Below are 22,307 nucleotides of genomic sequence, written 5' to 3'. Positions count from 1 at the left end.
CCGCCCCCTTATCATTGCGCCCATGACGGCAGGTTGCTGGCAGAACTCGCAGATGCGGGCTGATCACTATTGGACTGAGGCGCAGAAGCTGTACCGGATACAGCGCCCATTAGAGAGGCGTATTCCTTGTTGTCTGGTGTGATAGCCAGTTTGATGACGTTCTTGTCGTCACCGTTTTGGTCTTTCTCAATATCGATACGGGCAGCAAACTCGACACCATCCAGATCACCAAGGCCGTTGATACGGCGGGCATTCTGGGCAGCTGGCGAATTATCCTTGTTGGACACGCCGCGAGAGGAATTCAAAATCCCTTTGATAAAGGCGCGACCAATATTGGCCCAGTCCGGTCCCTTTGCGCTGTAAAGGCCAATCAGGCTCCAGATTTTGCGGCGGGCATATTTGCCTTCCAGCACCACAAACTCGCAGTTCAAATAGACCGCACCTGTGGTGTTGCTACGCGTGGCCCAGCCACCCGTCCAGCCTTGTGATGCATCATCATGACCACCGGGCTTAATGGTCATACGGACCTTAGCCAGTGTTCCTTTGGGGATGACATCAAATCCGCTTTGATCATCTGCACTATTAAAATCGTTCCAACTCATTCTTGGCCTCCTTGTGTTTCGTTGTTTTCTTGGGAATCCGGGGTGCTGCTGGCAGGCGCGTCTTGTTCAATTGAGAACGTGAGGCGTTCGGCAGCAGGCTTGGCTTTGCCCGCAATCTTCTGCATGAGGCGGCCAAGATGGGGTTCTTCCATCAGATCAAGACGACCGGAACGATCCTTGGCCGGATATCCGGCATCATTGATGGTGTGGCAGATAAAGGCGCGAAATGACTTGCCTTCGGGGCTTGTCATCTCGGTCATAGTGATGACCTGATCGACAATGCCGGGAAGCTCTAATGCAGTTTTGCTGCCTTCAATTTGTGGCTGGAAGAAACGGCGATTAAAGTCGTCGATCTTTTCGTCCAAGATGCCGACAAACCAGATATTCTTGCCGCGTGTGTGTTGGAGATGCGTAAGCCACGCGATCATTTCCTGACCATGCAGGCCGTATGCACCACGCGTGTCGGGTTTGCCTGTTTTGTCAGAAAATGCCTGTGGCTGGCCCTTGCACCAATTGAAACACAAGCGTCCAGCAACGGTGATGCTGTCGATGAAGATCGTGTCGTATTTATCCAGCGCTCCGGCATCACCATATTTGGCGGTGACGGCATCATAATGGGCTTGGCTGTAAGGCTGCTCATCACGCAGAGCCGGATTCGGACCGCCAATAAAGGCTGCAATATCACGGCAGTCCTGCCATGTGCGCGGACGGATGGTGTCGCCTTGCCAACCTTCGATAGCCAGATCACCAGCTTCCAGATCAAAGAACAGCGTCTTTTCAGCGGGAAGCGTCCAGAGCAGTGATGTTTTGCCAATACCGCTTTTACCGAAGATGCATCCTTTAATGCCCTTGGTTTCTTTCAAGCGTTCATCGGCTGAGATGATAGGAAGGCTCATTGGGCACCTCCTTTGCGGGAGAGTGCGTCCACAATGTTTTCAGCGCCTAATGCGCCTTTGGAACGTGCTTCCGTATAAAGCTCACGGATGGCAGACAAGCGCTTGTAAATGGCGCTTTGTTCTTTATCCAAAGCCTGCGCGGCAAAGGCCAAATCATCCAGAGTTGCCTCATGGATAGGTTTGGTGGTGTCTTCAGGAATAGCACCAAGTTCTGGAATTTGAATAAATGCCGGAACATGTTTGGCGTAGTAGCTGTCTTTAATCAGCTTTTGTAACGATGGCTTAAACATAAAACCTCCTTGATTTCGTGGGTTAAAATTTGCTCTTTGGTCATGTCGTTTCGGCTGCCGGGTTCTGACGCCGCCCAAAGAGCAAAGCGGTCGCGGTATTTCCTGATTCAGGTCTTGTATTTCCGCGAGAACCCGGCATGTTTTCTTGCCTTCAAGGAGTTACTTACCGAGAGGGCTCAAAAACTGTCGGCGGCTCAGTGCAGGTATTCCGCAAAGCCACGCTCCTTCAGCGATCCGCGTAGTTCGGACAGCGTCCCGTAAAGGGTTGATCGTGGGGTTTTGGTTTTGCGTGAGATTTCACTGATGCTGAGCGTCCGCAGATCAACGAGCAGCAACACCAGATGCGGCGGCATCTGCTGAACGGCCTGTTCAAGGTCAATTTGAAGGTCGCGGCTGGTCAGGTCTTCGGTTGCGGGATCAGGCAAGGCGTTGTCTTCGCCATCCTTATCCTCAAGCCATGCATCAAGTGAGAAATCACTGATGCCGGACCCACGTTTTTGTGCGCGGGCGGCCTCAATCAGGCTGGCGCATTTGTGGTTGAGGATGCGGTCAACAAAGGTCGACCATTTTGCTTTTTCGGGATCATAAGCCTGCTTGCGGGATAGATAATCCAGCATTAGCTCTTGCTCGAGGTCCTCGACTTCTACGCCATGAATGGCGGAGTGCCGCATCAGGCTGCGTGCGTGATAACGGACTTGGTTTACGACATAAGGATGGATTCCTTCATAGTTGTTTTTGCTCATGGTTTTCGTCTCCAGTTGCGGTTAGCCGCCACGCGGGCGGGTCAACTGGGACTGGCGAAAACTCACCGGAGGCCCGGTGAGACGCGCTACTCAAAGCGCTGCAAAAACAAAAAAAGCCCCGACATGCGGGGCTTTGGTGGGTGCGAATTTTTTTGAAAAAAATTTCAGAGTGTTCGGTGAAATTTCACCGAAGCGGGATTAAGCAAATCCAAAATGCTTTAATTGCTCATCCCAAATATCGGGAAATGGGGTTTGCATATCTTGTAGGCTTAACTGGCGCGGCTGCGTACCATCCAAGATGGCTTTTTTAATCTGGGGGGCGAGTTGATTGAGGCGCAGTATCCGCGACATATAAGAGGAATTGATCTGGCGTTGGCGCGACATGTCATCGATGGATTTATAGCGCCCTGTATCAATCAGGTTCTGCCAGTAATAGGCTTTGGCCAAGGCTCTAACGAGCGTCTCGTCGGGTTTCGAAGCTTCTTGCGGTGCAGTCATATGAGCACCTTCAGGAAGTAAAATCAGTTTTTTGCCGCCGTAGCGTTTGATTTTTATCGGAACCCGAACCGAGATCACATTGCCTTCCATCATTTTTATGCGTGCATCCATGCTTGCTCCTCCAATTGTTTGGTTGAAATTCCTTGGAGGCGCTTTTCTTGTTCGTCCAATTCTCGTGCAAGGCTAAGCATGCCATCTGCCCGGATACGGACATCGACATATTCATAATTGACGATGACTTTCTCAATCATCAGCTCAAGAATACGTTGCTGCTCTGCCGGAAAAAGCTCCTTCCAGATCGGTACAATATTGCCAAGCGCGTCCCGGACTTCCGTTTCAGTCACGCTTTCATCTTCTTTGTATGCCTCGCGCCATGTCTCAACGATCATTTCAGGTGAGGCAAAAACGGCTTGCAGCTGTGTCAGGATCAAAGCTTCCATCTCACTGGCACTGACATTACGAACTTTGCAATCAGGTTTGATACCTTTGCGATAGTGTTCGCAGGTGTAATAGCGATAAAGCCTGCCGCCTTTTTTACGGGTATGGCTTGGCACCAAAGAGCATCCACATTCACCGCATTTCAAAAGCCCCATCAAAATGGCCTTGGTTTTCTTGCGTGTGATTGCGCCTCTATTGATGGTGTTTTCTTTCATGATGGCGCGGACTTTATTCCACGTATCCATATCAATGATGGCTGGATGGCGGCCTTCGTAGATTTTGTCTTTATGCTTGATCTTGCCGATATAGATGGGGTTTTGCAGAATCTTATAGAGACCGCCTTTATCCAGTGCCTTGCCTCCAATAACCCGTCCGTTCTTGGTTGTACGCTTCTTGCTTAACACTCCCATGCGCGGCAACATTTTCGCCATTTCCGTTGGTGACTTGGTCATCAAAAACAGATCAAATATTTTGCGGATGCCCTCAGCCTCATCAGGCTCGATCACAAGCTCGCGGTTTTTGACCACATAGCCCATGGGCGTGACACCGCCCATCCACATGCCTTTGCGTTTGGAGGCGGCTAATTTATCGCGGATGCGTTCGCCAATCACCTCACGCTCAAACTGGGCGAAACTCAGCAGAATATTCAGCGTCAGTCGGCCCATTGATGTGGTGGTGTTGAATTGCTGGGTCACAGAGACAAAGGACACTTTGTGCTCATCGAACAGATCAATTAGTTTGGCAAAATCAGCCAAGGAGCGCGACAAACGGTCAACCTTGTACACGACAACCGTATCAATCAGCCCGCTTTTGATATCGTCCATCAGGCGCTTCAAAGCCGGACGATCCATATTGCCGCCTGTGAAGCCGCCATCATCATATTCATCAGGAAGCTGAAACCAGCCTTCATGTTTTTGTGAGGCAATGTAGGACTCACAAGCCTCGCGCTGAGCATCAAGGCTGTTGAATTCCATGTCCAAGCCTTCTTCAGTAGATTTGCGCGTATAAATCGCGCAGCGTTTTTTCGGTGTAGTTGCGCTCAATGTTTGCCTCCTTGTGCTTTGTTGTTTAATCCGAAGAAGGCAGGTCCTGACCAGCTGCTGCCCGTTATGGCCAGCGCAACTTTCGACAGGCTTTTGTATAAACAGCCTGCATATTCGTAGCCTTCTTCTAAAATGGTGACCTGATATTCAATGCCCTTATATTCCCGAACAAGTTTGGTGCCGGGGATGGGCCGCTGATATTGTGTCTTGCGCTTCGGCTTGGATTTCTTGCCCGATCCGAATAAATCATTGGCCTGCTGTTCGATCCGGTTCTCAATCTGCGGATCAACGCCATATGCAAGCTCCTGCAGGCGATAAGCCAGTCTGCGGACAATGTGGCTTTTATGGCCGCCGGGTGGTTCGTCCTGATACACATCCCGCCATAATGCTTTCAGGTCTGATAGCGGCATGTTTGGGAGTGCCGCCACACGCGCCAGAAGTGTTTTATCCATCTGTTTCTCCTTGGTTTTTTGGTTCTTCGTCATGGGCATGAACGCTTGGAAAAACTTGTAAGTCCAATGAATTAGAGGGATGTGTTGGCTCGAACTGACGGTTCAGACGGATCTTGCGGCGCAGAATGCCAAGTGCCAGTAAACGGGCCACTTCGGTGCGGCGATCTCGTTCATTTATTAGGTTTGGGGAAAGTGAAGACATAGGCGAACCTCCTTGAGAATTATTGCGTCGTTCAAGGAGTTACTTACTGAAATGACTTGAAAACTGTCGGCTCAGTCAATGCTGTGCATTGAATCAAATTAGGCTTGTGAAAATCAAAAGCCTAATTTATATTAGGTCATTAGCCAAAATTGAAAGGATGCTATGGAGCAACTGACAAACGCACAGAATACGCTATTACAGGCCATTGAGCGCCTGAAACGTGCCATGGGGATGTCGCCCACGGTACAAGAGCTTGCTGTGGAATTGGGTGTGAAAGCGCCCAGTGTGTTTGAAGGGCTCAAGCGGCTGGAAGATAAAGGCTATATTCGCAGGCAAGCGCGAAAAGCGCGTTCCATCGAAGTCCTCCACGCACAAACACCGGATAAAACCAATCTGACGGCTGTTCCTGTTTTAGGGATGGTTGCGGCTGGCCAACCGATTCTCGCCCTTGAGAATCAGATTGGTCAGGTCATGGTGCCGGATAATGTGCTGCGCGGGAAATGCTTTGCGCTCAAAGTGCAAGGTGACAGCATGATCAATGCTGATATTTTCGAGGGAGATTACGTTGTTGTGCGCCAGCAGCCGATTGCTGAAAACAGCGATATTGTGGTGGCCATGGTCGGCGAAGAGACCACTGTAAAGCGGCTGAGCATTGAAGGGGAGCATATTGAACTGCGCCCTGAAAATCAGAAACTAAAACCCATCATCATAGGACAACAAGATGAACTTAAAATAATTGGGAAGGTCTTACACGTCTGCTCGGGTGTTGACACCGAGGCCAACCCTGTAACGACGAAACAGGAGATTGGCGATGTCGAGATATAATCCAAAGGTATTCACAAATGTAGATGTTTTAGGCGGTCTGGATGCAGAGCTGCTTATTCAGCTATTCAGAAAGTTTCCAAAATTCTTTGAAGAGCATGAGATTCATCTCGAAAACGGCACATTGAATTTTGAAGATATTACAAAAGCGCTTATCCGCCCAAACGACAGCGTTCAAGATTCGGATGAAACGCACGAGTTGATGGAAGCTCTGCAATTAATTACAGAAATGTCCAGTCAAGAAGCGATGGACTCGCTGATATCAGCAGCCAAAGACCAAGGTATCGAGTTACACTATATACCCGGATCACATGAAGATTTAGCCCTGTTTTGCTTTTTAAATCAGCCTGATCTTTTCCATACGGAATATGCGCGATCATTAGTCCGAAACTATCGGGGCTTTAGTTTTTATTGGGGCTCTCACGCTCAAAAAAGATCTTTTCCAGAGATTTCAGATGGAACAATCACAGCACTGCAATCAGAGCTTGATGACTGGTTTGCCAGTAATAACCGATTGCGAAATTGCCGAGTTTATTTGTTCCCTCAAGGGCACCGAGTTAGCATCGTTATAAAATACGGCAAGCCATTAAAGCGTGAATTTAAAATGAAAGATGGCGAGACAGGGAGCGTATTTTACAACCCTCAATGCCACGATCTTTTGATTTACAATTGCGACAGCGATGATGTCAGCGTCAGAATATCTAGCAAGAAAAAAGGTCAGATAGAAGAATTCTTGCGCTGCGTGGGAAAACATATTTTTGGTAACGAGGAGTACTTCTCTGAGCAAAAGAAGTTTTCGTTAGAGAAATTGAGAGATGTTGATAATGCCGCCCATAATTTTGCCACTACTGATGGTGTTGAAGATGTGAAGCTGGTTGAAATTCATTATGATTGGGGCGGCGAAACTGAAATCAGAAAATCAGGCAATCTTCTCAACACGCTTATACGGAAAAACGGACAGGAATCGACAAAGCGTGCGGCCATTAATTTTGCCAAGTTCAGCGTAAAGTTTGAAGGGGTGAAAAAGGCAAGGCCAATTGATATCCGGGCTGGCAATCGTGCCACGTTCAGTCGTGACGAAGATTTTCTGGTTGTGGAAGATTGGATCACCGACCAAGGGCTAGTTGAACCTAGATCATCAAAACAGGAGGCAGCGCAATATGTGGAATATGCTCGCGAAGCTGCCTCGGCATGAACATAACCATGCATTTTTAATCAAACACTTTGGTGATGCTGAGTTAATCAAGTCTTGGTTCGATAGCACAACTGCTTTTGATGAACAGTTGCATTGTGATCATGGGCATTGCGGTGGAAGGCGTGTGTGTGAAATGCCTAATGGGAAAATGCTGGCAGTTTGTAATGATGACACCACATCCTGCCCAGACTTACATATTTCGAATAATGACAGACGGCTGCATACTCTAAGTCTAAAAAAAATTGCTGGCTTAATCGCCGACTCTACGAATGAGATTTCAGTTTCAAAGGATATACAAACCATTGATGGCACCTCAAGCTGTATAAGGGTTGGGCATTACATACCTCGCGGCACCATCCGTTATCCAGTTTTCTTTGGAATAGACATTCACGATGGAGATCTGGAAGGCATAATCAACCATGTGATTGGTCTTGATGGATCAGCCATTTTGCTGATGCCGTCTGTCGACAACATCAGCCAATCCAAGATAAATGCTATCCGAGCTAAAAGCTCTGCTTTAATTGGTCTGCAAGATTTGACTAATGCAGACATGCTCATTGATACCAAAAAAGCCTCAGAAGCATTTTCTGCCTTTCATGAGGCTCAAGAAGACCCAATGCCAGAAGTGAGCTGTGTCTTATTTCCAACCCCAGCCGATGCAGAGTGGTCGAATATTACGGTTAAGTTCACCGATGGGCATACGGTTCGTGTCACTTGCAATACTGGTAACAATAGGGTTTCCCAAGTTTACAATTTTACCCAGATGGGCATGGCTGATGGCCGAACAGCATCTCCCAACAAACAATGGAATCTGCTGGAAGGCTTTGCAGATGAGCGAGGCCAATTCACGTGGGATAACCCGAAAGCCAACCGAAACCAGAAAAAGCAAAAACAAGAACTGAAGAAGGTCTTTCAAAAGTTCTTCGGCATATATGACAGTGACCCATTTGAGGATTACAAAGATCACAAAAACCGCGTTTGCTATCGCTCCAAATTTCATATCTCACCTGATGAATAGTCAATGATAGGCATAGACTGCTGCGAACTGGTCAATTGCCAAACCATTGATTTCCCATGACTAAAAGCTCCGTACTTCGCTTTTCCAAGTACGGTGTTTTTCAGGAAAGGGGCATATATAGGAGGAAAATTAGAGAAAAACGGGGTGTTTTTATAGAGAGGAAGTCAATTGCAAATAGCGAAAAAGCCCGCAAATGCTGGGCTTTTGAGGCTATGCCATCTCGGGCATAGACAAGTTCGTTTTAGGTTAATGGCGGAGAGACAGGGATTCGAACCCTGGAGACGGTTTCCCGCCTACACGCGTTCCAGGCGTGCGCCTTCGACCGCTCGGCCACCTCTCCGCTTGCTGCGTCGGCTTGGCACCGACGGCGTGAGTGGGGGTATAGTCAAAGCACCCGGAGGGCGCAAGGACTTATTTTGAAAAAACCTTCAGCTTTCCCCAACCTGTGAACTTAGCCGGCACGAAACGCACAACAGCTTCGGATTCCACGTATTTTCAAGAGCATCACTAATCATTCACCGGATGTTGAGTTTCAATGATCATGATATGGCGTAAGGATCCCAATACGCAGACACGTCAAGGCGTCTGCACGTCCTTACAACCCAGATAAACGGGGGCACAGGTGTTCAGTTTTTTGGCGAGAGTATTCGGCCTTTGGTTTGTTGCCGTGGCATTGGTCGCGTTTGTGGTTGACTGCACACGCAGCATCGCCGCCTCGGCATGGGTGGTGACGCCGATGGGGCAAGTCTGGTTTGACTTGTCGCCGGAAAGTCTGAACGCGGCTCAGGCGGGAATCCAACGGAATGTTTCTCCATTCCTTTGGGATCCGATCCTCCAAGGCCTCCTGCAATATCCGGCGTGGGTTGTTTTTACCCCTCTGGGCCTTTTGCTGCTCTGGTACGGCGACCGCCGGAAAAGACTGCGCGCCTCGCTTTTGTAAGTCGCCAGCCTGCCTCGCCGCCCGCCAGTTGACGCCTTGATTTATCTCAGACTTACTCCAGTTTGATATCAAGTCGTTTCAGGGGAGGTTATGATGTCATTCATGAACATGCTGTCCAACAAGTTCAGCGGCAAATCCAATGAAGGAACGCTGCCGGGGCGGCATGACCCCATAAACCTTCCAGGTACCCATCATGTAAACGGGCAGCCTCTGGCGGGCCCTTACCCAGCAGGCTTCAAACGGCTCGTCATCGGCATGGGATGTTTTTGGGGGGCAGAGCGCCTGTTCTGGAACAAAGAAGGCGTCTACGTCACTGGCGTTGGCTATGCGGGCGGAGGCACGCCCAACCCCACCTATAATGAGGTATGTACGGGGCGAACTGGCCATGCCGAAGTTGTGTTTGTTGTGTTTGATCCCACCGAGGCATCCCTTGATCAGCTCTTGAAGCTCTTTTGGGAAAATCACGACCCAACTCAGGGAATGCGGCAGGGTAACGATATTGGCAGTCAATATCGGTCAGTGATATACACTTTTGATTCGAGTGACCTTTCCACCGCAAGAGAATCAAAGGAGGTTTATCAGAGAAATCTAAGAGAATCCGATTTGGGACGAAGCATAACGACAGAAATTCGAACAGCCCCTGCCTTTTATTGGGCTGAGGACTACCATCAGCAATATCTTGCCAAAAACCCCGAGGGTTATTGCGGCATTTGTGGCCTGGATGTCCGTTACACAACCTAAATTCATCAATTCAAGAATCGATTCTTTTAGACAGTCAGGTTATCCCTCACCCCATTCCACCACCCTTAATTGAATGAGTGAGTTGATTAATATAAAATTTTAAATTAATTTTATCTCACCGAACTTAAGGGCAACACTTTTCAAGAAATGTTTTCAAATGTTAGTTGATCAAGTAGCGAACAAATTGACAGCGGTCAGCACGTTGCTGGAAGATACAAGCGTCGAAGCCTATGGCGACCTTTCCTCAAGTGCTGTCGCTGCTCTTCTAACCATCCAACGCAACTCCACTGTTTCCATTGGAGGCATTGCGACAGAGGTTCGTCTTAGCCACTCTGCGACGGTCCGCCTGATCGACCGGCTGGAAAAAGACTGGCTCGTGCGCCGGCAGCGTCGCCGTGGCAGAGAAGTTATGGTTGAGCTGACAGCACGCGGTAAACGCAGGGCTTCGGACCTGGCAAAGAGCCGTTGGGACACAGCCACCGCTCTGCTCAAAGAGATCGACGAAAAAGATCTGGAGCGCCTGGATGCTGTCTTCCAAAGCATTCTTGAAAAGGCTGAGAACTCGACCTGCATGCGATACTGCTTCACGGACATGGAGCCAGTGGCTGAACCAGCCTAATCGACAGGCAGGTATCTCAGCTTTAATAGAGAATTAAGTAAAATAACTGCAGAAATGACCCCTCAAATTAATGAGGGAAATTCATGCAGTCAGATCATCAAAACGAGAGCGAAGTGGGCATGTCATTCTACATGCTTGTCTTTGCTCTCGTTTTTTTATGCATGAGCCTTGCCACACTGGTTCCCAGCAGCGCCTCAAGGGTCGCTGTACTCTCGGCCCCATGGTCCACTGCAGCAATTGACAGCGCTGTCGCTGCAGAAGGGGCGCTCCTTGGAACCATCGGCAACGGACGATATCTGGTAGTGGCAGCTTCGGATAAGCCTGACTTCATAGAACAACTCTACAACCACGGAGCACTGCTTGTGCTTTCACCCTTGATTTTTGACGCGTGCCGGTCGGGCCTGAACGCTTTTGGAGAATGAAACGATGAGTGGGCAGAGGCTTTCCTCGCAAAGCATGCACGAGATGCGTGAGGCTGTAACACGGCTGATTATCGGCCTCATGTGGATCAACGTTTTGTTGGCCATGACAGCCGCGTTTTTGAATGAGCACGCCTCGGTGGCAATCATCTCTGGCATTGCTGTCTTGCTGGCTGTGGTTCCCACAGCCGTCTGGATGCAGTTTGGCTCTGCAACTCCTACCCGGATTGTGACAGCGCTTTGCATGGCCGCCATTGTGTCCGTCATTGTGGCGGCCAGCGCCTCACCAGATGCGGCCACTTCCTATCAGATTGACATGCACATGTACTTTTTTGCGGTGCTTGCCATTCTGATAGGCTGGTTTGACATCCGCCCTCTGCTGGCCTTTGCCGCCGTTGTGGCGCTCCATCACCTGACCTTCAACTTTCTTCTTCCGGAACTTGTGTTTCCGGGCGACGGCAGCATCGGCCGTGTAGCCCTTCATGCAGCTATTCTGATTTTGGAAACGGCGGCGTTGGTCTTGACCTGCCAAAAGGTGAATGAGCTATTCAGCACGTCAGAAAAGGCCCGCGAAGACGCAGTCGCGGCAGAAGAACGGGCCCTTGCACTGCAGGCATCTGAAAGCGAGCGCCAGTCAAACGAGCATGAGCAATCCATCCGCGTCCAAGAGCATATTGCCGCGTTCAAAGCCGAAGCCGATGAACTGGTCACTGAGCTGTCAAACCGCGCCCAAACCATATTGCAAGCCACAGAGGCCCTGACCCAGCTGGCTCATGACAGCAACAGCCGCGCAGATCGTGCAGAGCACTCTTCAAACGTTGCCTCGGGCAATGTGCAAACCGTCTCAGCAGCTGCTGAAGAGCTGTCTTCCTCCATTGGCGAGATTGCACGCCAGATTGCTCAGACCAACGAGAAGATCAACGACGCCAACTCAAGTGCGCGTGCAGCTGATGAGACAATGAACGGGTTGTCCGATGCCGCCAATCGCATTGGCGAAGTGATCACCCTCATTCAAGCGATTGCGGAACAGACAAACCTTCTGGCTTTGAACGCCACAATCGAAGCCGCGCGGGCGGGTGAAGCGGGCAAAGGCTTTGCCGTTGTGGCTGCGGAAGTCAAGGATCTGGCGACCCAGACCTCCAAGGCCACAGAGGAGATCAGCGGCCAAATCTCCGAGATTCAGGGACAGACACGCCAAGCTGCCGAAGCGATCGGAAACATTTCCGCGCGAATTGACGACGTAAACAGCAACGCCAGCGCCATTTCCGCAGCTGTTAGCCAACAGGGTGAAGCTACCAACGAAATCTCCATGAACATCACCTCTGCTGCGCAAGGCACCCAGGCTGTTGCTGAGAACGTGCAGGGCCTCGGCGAGGCGGTTGAGCAAACCTCACGTGCCGCCGGTGAGGTGAACAATGACACACGCGTCATGGAGGAGCGCATTGTTCAGTTGGGCAACCGGATCACACAGTTCCTGCAGGATGTGGCCTGACGTCTTGCATCAGCACCGGACGAGATAAGAGGGCCGTCTCTTGGCGGCCTTTTCCCGTTCTTATAGCGGACTGAAACGCGGCGCATGTTGCCAGCAACTCCATCTGACTGGTATACCCGCGCGCATTGTTTTGCACGTTGAGGTGTTACGCTTGTTCACAATGAGAATTGCAGCAAATGTCGCGATTTGAGGATGGCACGGTTCTGCTGCTCGACCGCAAATCGCGGTTTGAAGCACGTCTCCTTTCCAAACCATTGGATGTGATTGAGTGCTGGTCGCTGGACGATGTGCGTGCAACACTTGCTGCACTGGAAGAAGCGCGAAAGAACGGCGCCTACCTTGCTGGCTATTTTTCGTATGAATTCGGTTTTGCCTTTGAAGAAAAGCTGATCCCGCGCTTTCGCGGCACTGGCGGGATGCCTCTCTCATGGTTCGGGATCTATGAGGCACCTGAACACCTTACTGCAACGCAGGTCCGATCATGGCTTCATCAAGCCCGGGACCCGAGCGAAACGTCCGCCAAGATTGACCTCAAAGAGTTCGATCTGAGCCGCGATGCCTATGATGCTGCTTTCCAAAAGACACAGCAGCACCTGGCGGAAGGTGACATCTATCAAATCAACCTGACCATGCGCGCTGCACTACAGTTTGAGGGCGACCCGGTTCATCTGTTTGAACGGCTGTTGTTTCAGCAACCCGTCGACTATGCAGCGTTGATGCATATGAATGGGCACCGTGTGCTTTCCATTTCACCTGAGTTATTTCTCTCTCGTCGTGGAGACCTACTCACCTGCAAGCCGATGAAAGGCACAGCCGCACGAGGGCGCACGCGAGCAGAAGATCAGCGCATCGCACGCTGGCTTGCGAGCGATACCAAATCCCGGGCCGAAAACACCATGATCCTAGACTTGATGCGCAACGACCTGTCGCGCATCGCCGAGCCGGGCAGTGTTGCGGTACCGTCCCATTGCGAGGTGGAGACCTATCGCAGCATCTTCCAGATGACCTCTACAACCACGGCAAAGCTTGAGCCGGGCGCGGAGCTTCCTGAGATCATGGAGAGGTTGTTTCCGTGTGGCTCCATCACCGGAGCCCCTAAACTGCGGGCCATGGAGATTATTGACGATCTAGAAGCCAGTCCGCGCGGCATCTACACCGGCTCCATTGGTGCAATCGAACCAAATGGTGACTTTTGCTTCAATGTGGCCATACGCACGCTTGTGCTTGATGAGGCCGGTAACGGCAGTCTTGGAACGGGCTCGGGCGTGGTCTTCGATTCCGGAGCCTCCCCTGAGTATGAAGAATGCTTGCTGAAGCTCGAAGTCTTCACTGATCCGATTGAACCGTTTGGCCTCATTGAGACCATGAAGTGGACACCTGAAGACGGCTTCTTCCTTCTTGAGCGCCATATGGCCCGCTTGCTGGAGAGCGCTTCGTATTTTGGCTTCAAGATCGATGGCGAGGCTGTGCGTGCGGCATTAGCGGCTCACGCAAATGCGTGGGACCCGAGCGCCCAACGGGTACGTTTGGAGCTGCACGAGGATGGGAGCTTCCAAATAGAAAATACGCCCCTGCCCTCAGCGTCAGACAGCGCGTGGTCTGTTTGCCTTGCACGGGAACCGCTCCTTTCAAACAACCGGTTTCTCTTTCACAAGACAACGCACCGGGCATTTTATGACGACGCCCGCAAGCGATATCAGGAACGGTTCGACTGTCAGGAAACCATCTTCACCAACGAGGACGGCTTTCTGACGGAAGGCAGTTTCACAACGCTCTTCATCAGGAACCCCGGAAAGCTGCTCACGCCTCATCTGCGCCACGGCCTGCTTCCCGGAACGCTCCGAGCGGGTCTGCTGGAACGAGGCATCGCGGAAGAAGCCGACCTGCGGCCAGAGGACTTGGTGAAGGCAGAGGCCGTTTATGTGGGAAACAGCGTTCGCGGTCTGGTGAAAGTGGAGCTGTCCAAACTATTTGCGGCTTTTGAAGGGGAGAGAGAACATCAGCCGTGAATCTGATCGGGCCAAAGACTCGAGAAATAGCGCATTTCCTGTTTGACAGCCGCCTCATCAGGATGAACCGGATTTTCAATGAACTTCATCGCAAACAGGCAGGCCAGCCCATAGGGCGCAAATATTGAGAGCCTGTTTTTTGCCTCAAGGCGCACCCCAACAGCCAACGCCTGAACGGGGCTCCGAAGTATGGCTTCATCCGTGCACGAGGGCGGAGGTTGGTTGGGGCCGCTTTCCAGAAGCGGCACGCTTTGCAGTGGCCCAACATTCTCGACCGCTATGCTGAACGGACTCTCTTCCAGCACCAGCTGAAGATTGCGCAGCAATGCCAAATCCCCGCCTGAAGACGATTTATCGCCCTCAAAATACGACAGATGCAGCGGCAGCTTACTGCCCAGTTGCTCAGGCTTGCCAAACAAAGCACTGCCAACAATCAACCCGATGGTGCGCCCGGAAATGCGCCAGTCCGCCACCCCAAGAGAACGTATGCCTTTCATGGCTGACAGCAATCCGGGATGAGTGAGCAGCAGCAATGAGAGCACACGTCGCCGCTCGTCCTCTGATGACTTCAGAGGATCTGCAAGTATCTGCTGATCGAGCAATGTCAGCTCTTGACTGACTGCGTCGGCACCTTGCTGCGGCACGGGCATGGCTGTCCTAATTTCGAGAGGTCTCGCGCCCCTTATACTGGGGAACTAGCGGAGGAACAAACCCGCATCTTGTCTTTGATGGCGCAGAAACTCGTCATCCTCCCAATCAATGATCGTAACTGGGGACCAGACGGATTGTAGACGCGCCGCCTTATCCTGATGTGTCTTTTTATTATCAAGCGCATAGTTCGGCACAACAAGCATGTCGAAGATGTTGCGCAGGCCAAACGGCGCATGAACTTTTATGTTCTCTGTTCCTGCCTCCAGTCCGACAGCGACCGCGTGGGTCTTTGAGGCATAATAGTCCAGAGAGTGGGTGGCATGCTGCAGCTTCGGATAAGCCGCCCCGAACCGGTCCGGATACCACAAATGAACGCGGGCTTGATTGCGCACTTCAACGGGAACACCAAGGTCGACCGATCGGGAATCAATACGCTTGATAATGCGGTCCTCAGCCTGCCAAGAAAGATCGGCACCATCGAAATAGACCAAATCATAGTCCTTGATCCCGTGGCCCTGAGGCAAGCCCAACATCGCGTTCCAGAGGTTTTGGTAGATGGCCCCTGAAACGATCCAGGCGTCGGGCAGCTTCTCCGCCTCCGCCAACTTCAGCAGCGACCAGATAACTGAATTGTTGCGTACCATCTCTCGAACCAGCGCTTGCAACTCTGGCTCGCTTGCCTGGTTTATCCTGTCACTACCGAAGGTTGGGAATTGGAGCCCATGTTCTTTCTTCATGCTGATTTCGCGTCCTCGTTGTCCTTGCCCAGAAAACAGGCCTAATGGCCTGTACGCTCCCTTCCGCTCTCAGAGAACGGAAACCACTCTGACCCTCACGCTCTTGATACTAACAGAAACCAGCAGCCTATCTTGTGCCGCAAGCTTTAGATCTGTTTTATTGCCTTGCCAAATGCCAGAGCGAAGAGCTGCTCGAGCTACCTGCAAGCAGCATTTAAATAAGGACGATTCATTGTTGAGCAAAATTCAACGTGGATAAGAAGTGCTTGATGCCAGCATGGCGCTTGCACACCCTTAGCAGCGAAAGTATATTGATCGCTTATTCCGATAAAAACAGCACATTTTAGCAAGGCTTTGCTTTTGTTTTCAGCCCAGCCAAGCGACGCAAAATAAGTGAATTGACGTATCTCCCGTATGGTGAGGTGAGCGAAATTAGCTCAATTCTACTCAACTATGTTGACAGGCTTCGCTGTTCGTGTAGATGTTCGTCCGTTTGAACACTTTTATCGGGGAAATCATGACGCACCTTTACAAAGTTGCTCGGGCAGCGGTTGCATGCGCAATCACTTCCGGGGCGTTTTTTGCTGCCGTATCGACTGCTTCCGCCGCTGACTTCACAGCTCAGATCGGACACCTTGAGTCAACGGCTCAGTCCCGTCACATCATGCTCGAAAAGGTTGCAGAGCTTGTAAAGGAGCGCACAGACGGTGCTGTGGAGTTCCAGATTTACCCGCAAGGTCAGCTTGGGAACCAACGCGAAATGACTGAAGGTGTTCAGCTGGGCATCATTCAGGGCACTGTTTCTCCGGCCGGTTTCCTTGGCGGCTTCAACCCGGCGGTTTCCGTTCTCGACATCCCTTACCTGATGCCAACGGATGCCGAGAAGGCTCAGAAAATCCGCGGCGGTGAGTTTGGTGAAGCGCTGCTTGCGACTTTCGACAGCCGCGGCGTGAAGGGTGTTGCCTTGTGGCCAAATGGCTGGAAGCACATGACCTCCAACAAACCGCTTGAAAGCGTTGATGACTTTGAGGGCCAAAAGTTCCGCGTGATGGACTCCAAAATCCTCATCGGTCAGTTTACCGCATTGGGCGCTTCCGCAATCGTGCTGCCATTCAATGAGGTATACACCTCTCTGCAAACGGGCATCGTAGATGGTCAGGAAAACCCGCTTGATACCATCCAGCGCATGAAGTTCTTTGAGGTGCAGGACAACCTTGTTCTGACCAACCATGGCGCTTTCGAGGATGTTGTTTTGTTCAATCAGGCTTGGTGGGCTGCTCTGCCTGCTGAGTATCAGACCGTCATTACGGAAGCTTTCGAAGAAGTGATCCCCGAGCTTGTTGCGCACAAGACTGCTGCTGCCGAAGACGCTCTCAAAGTGATCAAGGACAGCGGGACGACCGTCCGCGAACTAGACGATGCAAAACGGGCGAAGATGCGCGAAGTGATGTACCCAACCGCTCGGGATGCCTATCTCTCCGCAACGGGCGAGGAAGGCCAGAAGCTGATCGCTATCTACGAAAAAGCATTTGCGGACGTCTCCGCAAACTGATTACCAAGCAAACGAGAGGGCGCGCCTGAAGTGGCCGCGCCCTTTTCTGTTTTATATCAGCGGGCCAGCGAACTGTTTGGGGAAACCATGAGAAAAGCGCTCAATCTGTTACGCCTCGTGGAGCGGACATCGATCGTCACCATCTTCTTGGTGATGGTGTTTCTGTTCTTCTTCAACGTTCTGGTGCGCGAGCTGGCAAGCTCCTATTCCGCACAGTTTGCATGGATTGAAGAAGCGGTTCGCCTGCTCAATCTGTTTCTTGTGTTCGGCGGTCTGGGCCTTGCCCTGGAACGCGGGCGCCATGTGAGCATCGATACCATTCGAAACAAGCTGCCCGAACACCAACGCAAATGGCTGATCCGCGCGATTGACCTTAGCGGCGCTATCATTTCGTTCTATGTGGCACTGCTGGGCTACCGCCTCATGGTGTTCGTGCTGGGTACAGGCCAGAAAAGCCCGACGCTGGATCTGCCTATGGGTTGGATTTATCTGGCACCCCTTCTGGGTTTCTCGCTCTTGGGCCTGCGCTATCTCCTGAACCTTTTCGGCATAATCAATCGATTTGAAAACGCCCCACGAACCGCAGAAGAAGGCGAGAACGCATCATGATTGCCATCCCCATTCTCCTTGCCGCAGCTCTGCTGATCCTTGGCTTTGAAATGCTGCTCGTGCTTGGCCTGCCTACGCTTGCAGTCAAGGAAATGTTCTACGGCCACATTCCGGAGGCTGTGTTCGTTCAAAAGCTGGTTGGCGGCATCAACCATACCACGCTGCTCGCAATCCCGTTCTTCATCTTTGCGGCGCAGCTCATGGGCGCAGGTCAGATAGCGCGGCGGCTGACCGACTTCATTCAAACGCTGGTGGGTCATACGCGCGGTGGCATGGGCCACACCACCATTGGCGCCTCCATGATGTTTGGCTCCGTCTCCGGTTCAGCGCCGGCAACGGTGGCTGCCATGGGCCGCATGGTGTATCCGCGCCTGCGTGAAACTGGGTTTTCCGATCGCTTCAGCACGGGCCTTATCGTCTCCAGTGCCGAAACGGCCCTCCTCATTCCACCATCCATCACCATGATCATCTATGGCTGGATGACTGGCACCTCAGTTGCAAAGCTGTTCGCGGGCGGCCTTGCCATTGGTGTGATCCTTGGTCTGGCATTTGCCCTGATGGTGATGTGGGAAGCCCGCCGCTCGCCAATCAAAACCTATGAGCGCACGTCATGGAAAGAGCGCTGGGTCAGCTTCCGTCGTGCGGGCTGGGCACTTGGCATGCCGGTGATTATTCTCGGTGGCATCTATTCTGGTTTTGTAACGCCAACCGAAGCGGCCGTAACCAGCGTGGTCTACGCCATCATTGTGGAGATGGTGGTGTATCGACACCTGACGTTGAAGGATCTGTTCCGTCTTACAGAGCAGAGCGCTATACAAACATCGGTGATTTTCATCCTGTTGGCGTTCGGCGGCATTTTGGCGTTCTTCGTCACACTGGCGCAGGTCCCGGCCTTCATTACCGGCTTTTTGACTGACATTGAGGCCGGGCCAATCATGTTCCTCATGATCATCAATCTGGCATTCCTGATCGCTGGCATGTTCATTGATCCGAACTCAGCCTTGATCCTGCTAGTTCCGCCGCTGTTCCCCGTTGCAACCAGCCTGGGCATTGATCCGGTCCACTTCGGCATGATTGTCACGCTCAACATCAGCCTCGGCATGATCACACCGCCGTTCGGGCTGGATATATTCGTTGCTTCATCTACTTTGAACAAACCGGTGGCAACGATCATCAGCGGGGTCTGGCCTTTCGTTGTCATGAACCTCGTTGTCTTGGGGATCGTTACCTACGTACCGGATCTTTCCTTATTCATCCCACGCCTCATCTTCGGCTAGGACTTAACAATGATACATCAGGACATGGATCCGGCTTCAGCTCGACCTGAAGCCGGACTTAAGGCATTTGAAGCACTGTGTACGGTCAAGTCCAACACCTCGGCCAACGATGACTACCGGCTGCTGGTACTGGAAGCCCCAAAGCACATCCTGAACTGCCAACCAGGGCAGTTTTTCCATTTGTTGTGTCCAGTGACGGACCAACAGCAGCCTTATCTGCGCCGCCCCATGAGCATCTATCGCTTTGATGCCGACAAAGGTGAGCTTGCTTTTCTTTACAAGGTCGCTGGAGAGGGAACCGCGGCCATGGCGACACTCAAGCCGGGGGAGCTGTTCAATGTGCTCGGCCCGCTGGGTGTTGGCTACACCATCAAACCGGAGTGGCAGAACCTGCTGCTGGTGGCTCGCGGCGTTGGACTTGCCACTCTTGCGCCCCTTGCGCAAGAAGCTGCTCGGCTTGGACGCAAGCTGACAGCCATTTGCAGCGCACGCTCTGAGGCCGCCCTGCTTTCCACGGAGCACTTCCGCTCTCTTGGCGCGCAAGTGATCAGCGTGACAGATGAAGATGGCTCCTCCTCCGTTGAGAACCTGCAAACGCTGATTGAAGGACTCATAGGCAGCCAAGGCGTTGATGCGTTCTACACCTGTGGCTCCAATCGCCTCTTGAAGCTGCTTCAAGAGCTGGGCGCCAAGCATAACATCCCCGGCGAAATCGCACTGGAACAGCAAATGGCCTGTGGGCTCGGCATGTGCCAATGCTGCGTGCGCCCATTCTCGCAGAATGGAGAGGTTGTGCACCTGCGCGTGTGCAAAGAGGGCCCAGTGTTTGACCTTCAGGAGGCAATGGGATGGTAGATCTTTCCGTGAAACTGGGCCAACTGACCCTGAAAAACCCGATCATGCCAGCCTCAGGCACTTTTTCTGAAGACCTTTCGGAAGTGCTGGATCTGAACAAGCTTGGTGCGTTGGTTGCAAAAACAATTACGCGCGAGGTGCGGACTGGCAACCCAACACCGCGCGTATGTGAGGTGCGTGGTTCCATGCTGAACTCCATCGGGATTCCCAGCAAGGGGCTTGCTTACTTCCTTGAAAACACCCTTCCGTTCTTCAGGCACTATGACAGTCCGTTTGTGGCGTCCATTTCTGCCGGAACAGTCGATGAGTTCGCGAAGCTTTGCGAAGACATCAGTGTGCCCGGTGTTGCTGCCATTGAGGTGAACATCTCGTGCCCAAACATTGAGGAGGATGGCAAGGCATTTGCCATGCGCCCATCCTCAACGCTCGCCGTCATGGAGAAGCTGCGCTCAGCGACCGACCTGCCGCTGTGGGCGAAACTGTCGCCAAATACCGGAGAAACAGCGGAAGTCGCGCAAGCCGCTGAAGAAGGCGGCGCGGATGCACTGGTTGTTGCCAATACACTGCTCTCTATGGCTATCGATGTCCGCACCCGCAAACCGAAGCTCGGCAACCTGATGGGCGGGCTGTCCGGCCCCGCTCTGAAGCCGATTACCCTGCGCATGACCTATCAATGCGCAAAGGCGGTCTCGATTCCTGTGATCGGTTGTGGTGGCATCGCAAATCTGGAAGACATTCTGGAGTACCTCATCGCGGGCGCAACCGCCGTGCAAGTTGGTACGTCTACATTCATCAATCCGACAATCATGACCACACTCGTGGACGAACTGGCGGCCTATGCCGAAGCGGAGGGTCTTGCGGACCTGAGCAGCCTGATCGGTTCAGTGCGCGATGGTGAGGCTGCTGATCAGCAGTTTCTGGAGGCTCTCTCATGAACCGCAGTAACTCGCGCTTCACGGAAGCGGATGCAACTCTCGCGAAGAACCTTTTCGAGCACTTCAAGTTTCACACCCGCGATACGGAGGGCGTAAGCCGCCCTGCTTACTCGGAGATCGAAACAGAAAGCCTGAAGTACCTTGCAGATTTTGCACGCGGCAATGGCTTGCATGTGGAGTATGATGCGTTGGAGAACGCCATCTTCTCGCTGCCGCAAGATGCCAAGGCAACGCAATATGTCCTTATCGGCTCCCACATTGACAGCGTACCTCAAGGCGGAAACTTTGATGGCCTTGCAGGCATTCTTGCTGGACTGCTGTGCCTTCTGAAAGCCAAGCAGGTGGGCCTGCGCTTCAAGCGCCCTGTCAAAGTGATTGCATTGCGCGGCGAGGAAAGCGCCTGGTTCGGCCCTTGCTACATCAGCTCGAAAGCATTGCTTGGCCATTTGCACCTTGATGAGCTTGCTGCACGCCATAAGGAGGACGGGCGCACGCTCGCCGAACACATGCATGACATCGGCATTGATATGGAGCCCATCGAGCGCGGCGATCAATTTCTGTCTCCGTCAAGCGTGCTTGAGTATTTGGAGCTCCACATCGAGCAAGGCCCCCTGCTTGTCGAGAAGAAACTTCCAGCAGGCATTGTCACTGGCATTAGGGGCAACTTCCGCCATCGCAACATTCGCTGCATTGGTGAACCCGGTCACTCTGGAGCCGTACCACGTGCTTACCGTCATGACCCGGTGTTTGCTCTTGCAGACCTGCTGACGCGCCTTGATGAGAGCTGGCTCACGCTTCTGCAGAAAGGTAATGATCTTGTTCTTACCAGCGGCATTGTGGGCACTGACCCGAACCGCCATGCCATGACACGCATCCCCGATGAAGTAGGTTTCTCACTGGATGTCCGCAGCCAGAGCAAAGCCGTTCTAAACGGCATGCGCGAGATGCTGGCTCAGGAAATGGCAACCATCGAAGCCGACCGTGGCGTACGCTTCATTTTGGATGACGAGCACCGGGTTGAACCCGCGCTCTGTGATTCCCGGATCGTCCATGGCCTGTCCCGCGCAATGAACGAAATTGGCTATGAGCCGTTTCACATGGCCAGTGGCGCGGGCCATGACGCTGCTGTTTTCGCCAATTCCGGCATTTCCACGGGGATGGTGTTTGTACGTAACCGAAATGGATCACACAATCCTCTTGAAGCCATGGACATTTCGGACTTTATGGTCGGAACAGAGATATTCTACAGCTACTTGATGGAGACCTAGGATG

The 22,307-nt window shown here is 52.2% G+C and carries 25 protein-coding genes and 1 tRNA gene; 15 read left to right on the top strand and 11 right to left on the bottom strand.

The window, feature by feature from the left end; translation table 11 throughout:
• Positions 1-11 precede the first annotated feature (11 nt).
• The 8 genes from PUV47_RS08480 to PUV47_RS08445 form a co-directional block, all read right to left on the bottom strand.
• Positions 12-602: a hypothetical protein gene (locus PUV47_RS08480; protein ID WP_274218086.1), complete on the bottom strand. Its 591-nt coding sequence runs from the start codon at positions 600-602 to the stop codon at positions 12-14.
• Positions 599-1,498, bottom strand: a complete 900-nt coding sequence (locus tag PUV47_RS08475) for an ATP-binding protein (protein ID WP_274218085.1) — start codon at positions 1,496-1,498, stop codon at positions 599-601. The genes PUV47_RS08480 and PUV47_RS08475 overlap by 4 nt, the downstream gene beginning before the upstream one ends.
• Positions 1,495-1,788, bottom strand: a complete 294-nt coding sequence (locus tag PUV47_RS08470) for a hypothetical protein (protein WP_274218084.1) — start codon at positions 1,786-1,788, stop codon at positions 1,495-1,497. The genes PUV47_RS08475 and PUV47_RS08470 overlap by 4 nt, the downstream gene beginning before the upstream one ends.
• Before the next feature lie 194 nt (positions 1,789-1,982).
• Positions 1,983-2,531 carry an RNA polymerase sigma factor gene (locus PUV47_RS08465; RefSeq protein WP_274218083.1) on the bottom strand — a complete coding sequence of 183 codons (549 nt, stop codon included), beginning with the start codon at positions 2,529-2,531 and terminating at the stop codon, positions 1,983-1,985.
• Positions 2,532-2,729: 198 nt separating this feature from the next.
• Positions 2,730-3,140 (bottom strand): hypothetical protein, encoded by a 411-nt coding sequence (locus tag PUV47_RS08460; protein ID WP_274218082.1) that lies wholly within the window; start codon positions 3,138-3,140, stop codon positions 2,730-2,732.
• Positions 3,125-4,510, bottom strand: a complete 1,386-nt coding sequence (locus PUV47_RS08455; RefSeq protein WP_274218081.1) for a recombinase family protein — start codon at positions 4,508-4,510, stop codon at positions 3,125-3,127. Before PUV47_RS08455 ends, PUV47_RS08460 begins: the two co-directional genes overlap by 16 nt.
• Positions 4,507-4,962, bottom strand: a complete 456-nt coding sequence (locus PUV47_RS08450; RefSeq protein WP_274218080.1) for a DUF2924 domain-containing protein — start codon at positions 4,960-4,962, stop codon at positions 4,507-4,509. Before PUV47_RS08450 ends, PUV47_RS08455 begins: the two co-directional genes overlap by 4 nt.
• Entirely contained in the window at positions 4,955-5,164 is a 210-nt protein-coding gene (locus PUV47_RS08445; RefSeq protein ID WP_274218079.1) for a hypothetical protein, read from the bottom strand. Before PUV47_RS08445 ends, PUV47_RS08450 begins: the two co-directional genes overlap by 8 nt.
• 162 nt (positions 5,165-5,326) lie before the next feature.
• Here PUV47_RS08445 and lexA point away from each other — a divergent pair, with 162 nt between their 5' ends.
• Genes lexA through PUV47_RS08430 form a run of 3 tightly spaced genes read left to right on the top strand, consistent with a single transcriptional unit; the run spans position 5,327 to position 8,199 of the window.
• Complete coding sequence (lexA, locus tag PUV47_RS08440; protein ID WP_274218078.1) at positions 5,327-5,989, top strand: transcriptional repressor LexA; 663 nt, start codon at positions 5,327-5,329, stop codon at positions 5,987-5,989.
• Positions 5,976-7,181 (top strand): hypothetical protein, encoded by a 1,206-nt coding sequence (locus PUV47_RS08435; protein ID WP_274218077.1) that lies wholly within the window; start codon positions 5,976-5,978, stop codon positions 7,179-7,181. The genes lexA and PUV47_RS08435 overlap by 14 nt, the downstream gene beginning before the upstream one ends.
• Positions 7,147-8,199, top strand: coding sequence for a hypothetical protein (locus PUV47_RS08430; protein ID WP_274218076.1), 1,053 nt, complete (start codon positions 7,147-7,149; stop codon positions 8,197-8,199). Before PUV47_RS08435 ends, PUV47_RS08430 begins: the two co-directional genes overlap by 35 nt.
• A gap of 250 nt (positions 8,200-8,449) precedes the next feature.
• On the opposite strand, the gene PUV47_RS08425 is transcribed toward PUV47_RS08430, so the two are convergent.
• Positions 8,450-8,539 (bottom strand) — tRNA-Ser (locus tag PUV47_RS08425).
• 294 nt (positions 8,540-8,833) lie between these two features.
• Here PUV47_RS08425 and PUV47_RS08420 point away from each other — a divergent pair.
• The 6 genes from PUV47_RS08420 (at position 8,834) to pabB (ending at position 14,419) form a co-directional block, all read left to right on the top strand.
• Positions 8,834-9,139: a hypothetical protein gene (locus PUV47_RS08420; protein WP_274218075.1), complete on the top strand. Its 306-nt coding sequence runs from the start codon at positions 8,834-8,836 to the stop codon at positions 9,137-9,139.
• 93 nt (positions 9,140-9,232) lie between these two features.
• Positions 9,233-9,880 carry a peptide-methionine (S)-S-oxide reductase MsrA gene (gene msrA / locus PUV47_RS08415; protein ID WP_274218074.1) on the top strand — a complete coding sequence of 216 codons (648 nt, stop codon included), beginning with the start codon at positions 9,233-9,235 and terminating at the stop codon, positions 9,878-9,880.
• A 157-nt stretch (positions 9,881-10,037) separates the two neighbouring features.
• The gene (locus tag PUV47_RS08410; RefSeq protein WP_274218073.1) at positions 10,038-10,499 is read left to right on the top strand and encodes a MarR family winged helix-turn-helix transcriptional regulator; all 462 of its coding nucleotides are present in this window, start codon (positions 10,038-10,040) and stop codon (positions 10,497-10,499) included.
• An 83-nt stretch (positions 10,500-10,582) separates the two neighbouring features.
• Positions 10,583-10,921: a hypothetical protein gene (locus PUV47_RS08405; protein ID WP_274218072.1), complete on the top strand. Its 339-nt coding sequence runs from the start codon at positions 10,583-10,585 to the stop codon at positions 10,919-10,921.
• Between the two features lie 4 nt (positions 10,922-10,925).
• Complete coding sequence (locus PUV47_RS08400; protein WP_274218071.1) at positions 10,926-12,410, top strand: methyl-accepting chemotaxis protein; 1,485 nt, start codon at positions 10,926-10,928, stop codon at positions 12,408-12,410.
• Positions 12,411-12,586: 176 nt separating this feature from the next.
• The gene (gene pabB / locus PUV47_RS08395; RefSeq protein WP_274218070.1) at positions 12,587-14,419 is read left to right on the top strand and encodes an aminodeoxychorismate synthase component I; all 1,833 of its coding nucleotides are present in this window, start codon (positions 12,587-12,589) and stop codon (positions 14,417-14,419) included.
• Here pabB and PUV47_RS08390 read toward each other — a convergent pair.
• Both PUV47_RS08390 and PUV47_RS08385 read right to left on the bottom strand, forming a co-directional pair.
• Entirely contained in the window at positions 14,410-15,069 is a 660-nt protein-coding gene (locus tag PUV47_RS08390) for a nucleotidyltransferase family protein (protein ID WP_274218069.1), read from the bottom strand. The two genes, pabB and PUV47_RS08390, sit on opposite strands and share 10 nt — an antisense overlap.
• 45 nt (positions 15,070-15,114) lie before the next feature.
• Positions 15,115-15,807: a nucleotidyltransferase family protein gene (locus PUV47_RS08385; protein WP_274218068.1), complete on the bottom strand. Its 693-nt coding sequence runs from the start codon at positions 15,805-15,807 to the stop codon at positions 15,115-15,117.
• Between the two features lie 517 nt (positions 15,808-16,324).
• On the opposite strand from PUV47_RS08385, the gene PUV47_RS08380 reads away from it, so the two are divergent.
• From PUV47_RS08380 to PUV47_RS08355, 6 genes are all read left to right on the top strand, one after another.
• Positions 16,325-17,359 (top strand): TRAP transporter substrate-binding protein, encoded by a 1,035-nt coding sequence (locus PUV47_RS08380; RefSeq protein ID WP_274218067.1) that lies wholly within the window; start codon positions 16,325-16,327, stop codon positions 17,357-17,359.
• A gap of 87 nt (positions 17,360-17,446) precedes the next feature.
• Positions 17,447-17,968 (top strand): TRAP transporter small permease, encoded by a 522-nt coding sequence (locus tag PUV47_RS08375; protein WP_274218066.1) that lies wholly within the window; start codon positions 17,447-17,449, stop codon positions 17,966-17,968.
• The gene (locus tag PUV47_RS08370) at positions 17,965-19,245 is read left to right on the top strand and encodes a TRAP transporter large permease (protein WP_274218065.1); all 1,281 of its coding nucleotides are present in this window, start codon (positions 17,965-17,967) and stop codon (positions 19,243-19,245) included. The genes PUV47_RS08375 and PUV47_RS08370 overlap by 4 nt, the downstream gene beginning before the upstream one ends.
• A 9-nt stretch (positions 19,246-19,254) precedes the next feature.
• Complete coding sequence (locus PUV47_RS08365) at positions 19,255-20,100, top strand: dihydroorotate dehydrogenase electron transfer subunit (RefSeq protein ID WP_274218064.1); 846 nt, start codon at positions 19,255-19,257, stop codon at positions 20,098-20,100.
• Positions 20,094-21,035 carry a dihydroorotate dehydrogenase gene (locus PUV47_RS08360; protein WP_274218063.1) on the top strand — a complete coding sequence of 314 codons (942 nt, stop codon included), beginning with the start codon at positions 20,094-20,096 and terminating at the stop codon, positions 21,033-21,035. The genes PUV47_RS08365 and PUV47_RS08360 overlap by 7 nt, the downstream gene beginning before the upstream one ends.
• On the top strand, positions 21,032-22,303 hold the full coding sequence (locus tag PUV47_RS08355; protein WP_274218062.1) for a Zn-dependent hydrolase: 1,272 nt from the start codon (positions 21,032-21,034) through the stop codon (positions 22,301-22,303). Before PUV47_RS08360 ends, PUV47_RS08355 begins: the two co-directional genes overlap by 4 nt.
• Positions 22,304-22,307: the final 4 nt, after the last annotated feature.

Origin of the sequence: Pseudovibrio exalbescens, assembly GCF_028737195.1 — a bacterium.
GTDB lineage: Bacteria > Pseudomonadota > Alphaproteobacteria > Rhizobiales > Stappiaceae > Pseudovibrio > Pseudovibrio zosterae.
Note: the sequence above shows the minus strand (reverse complement) of the source record. Positions and strands in the feature narration are given on the sequence as shown.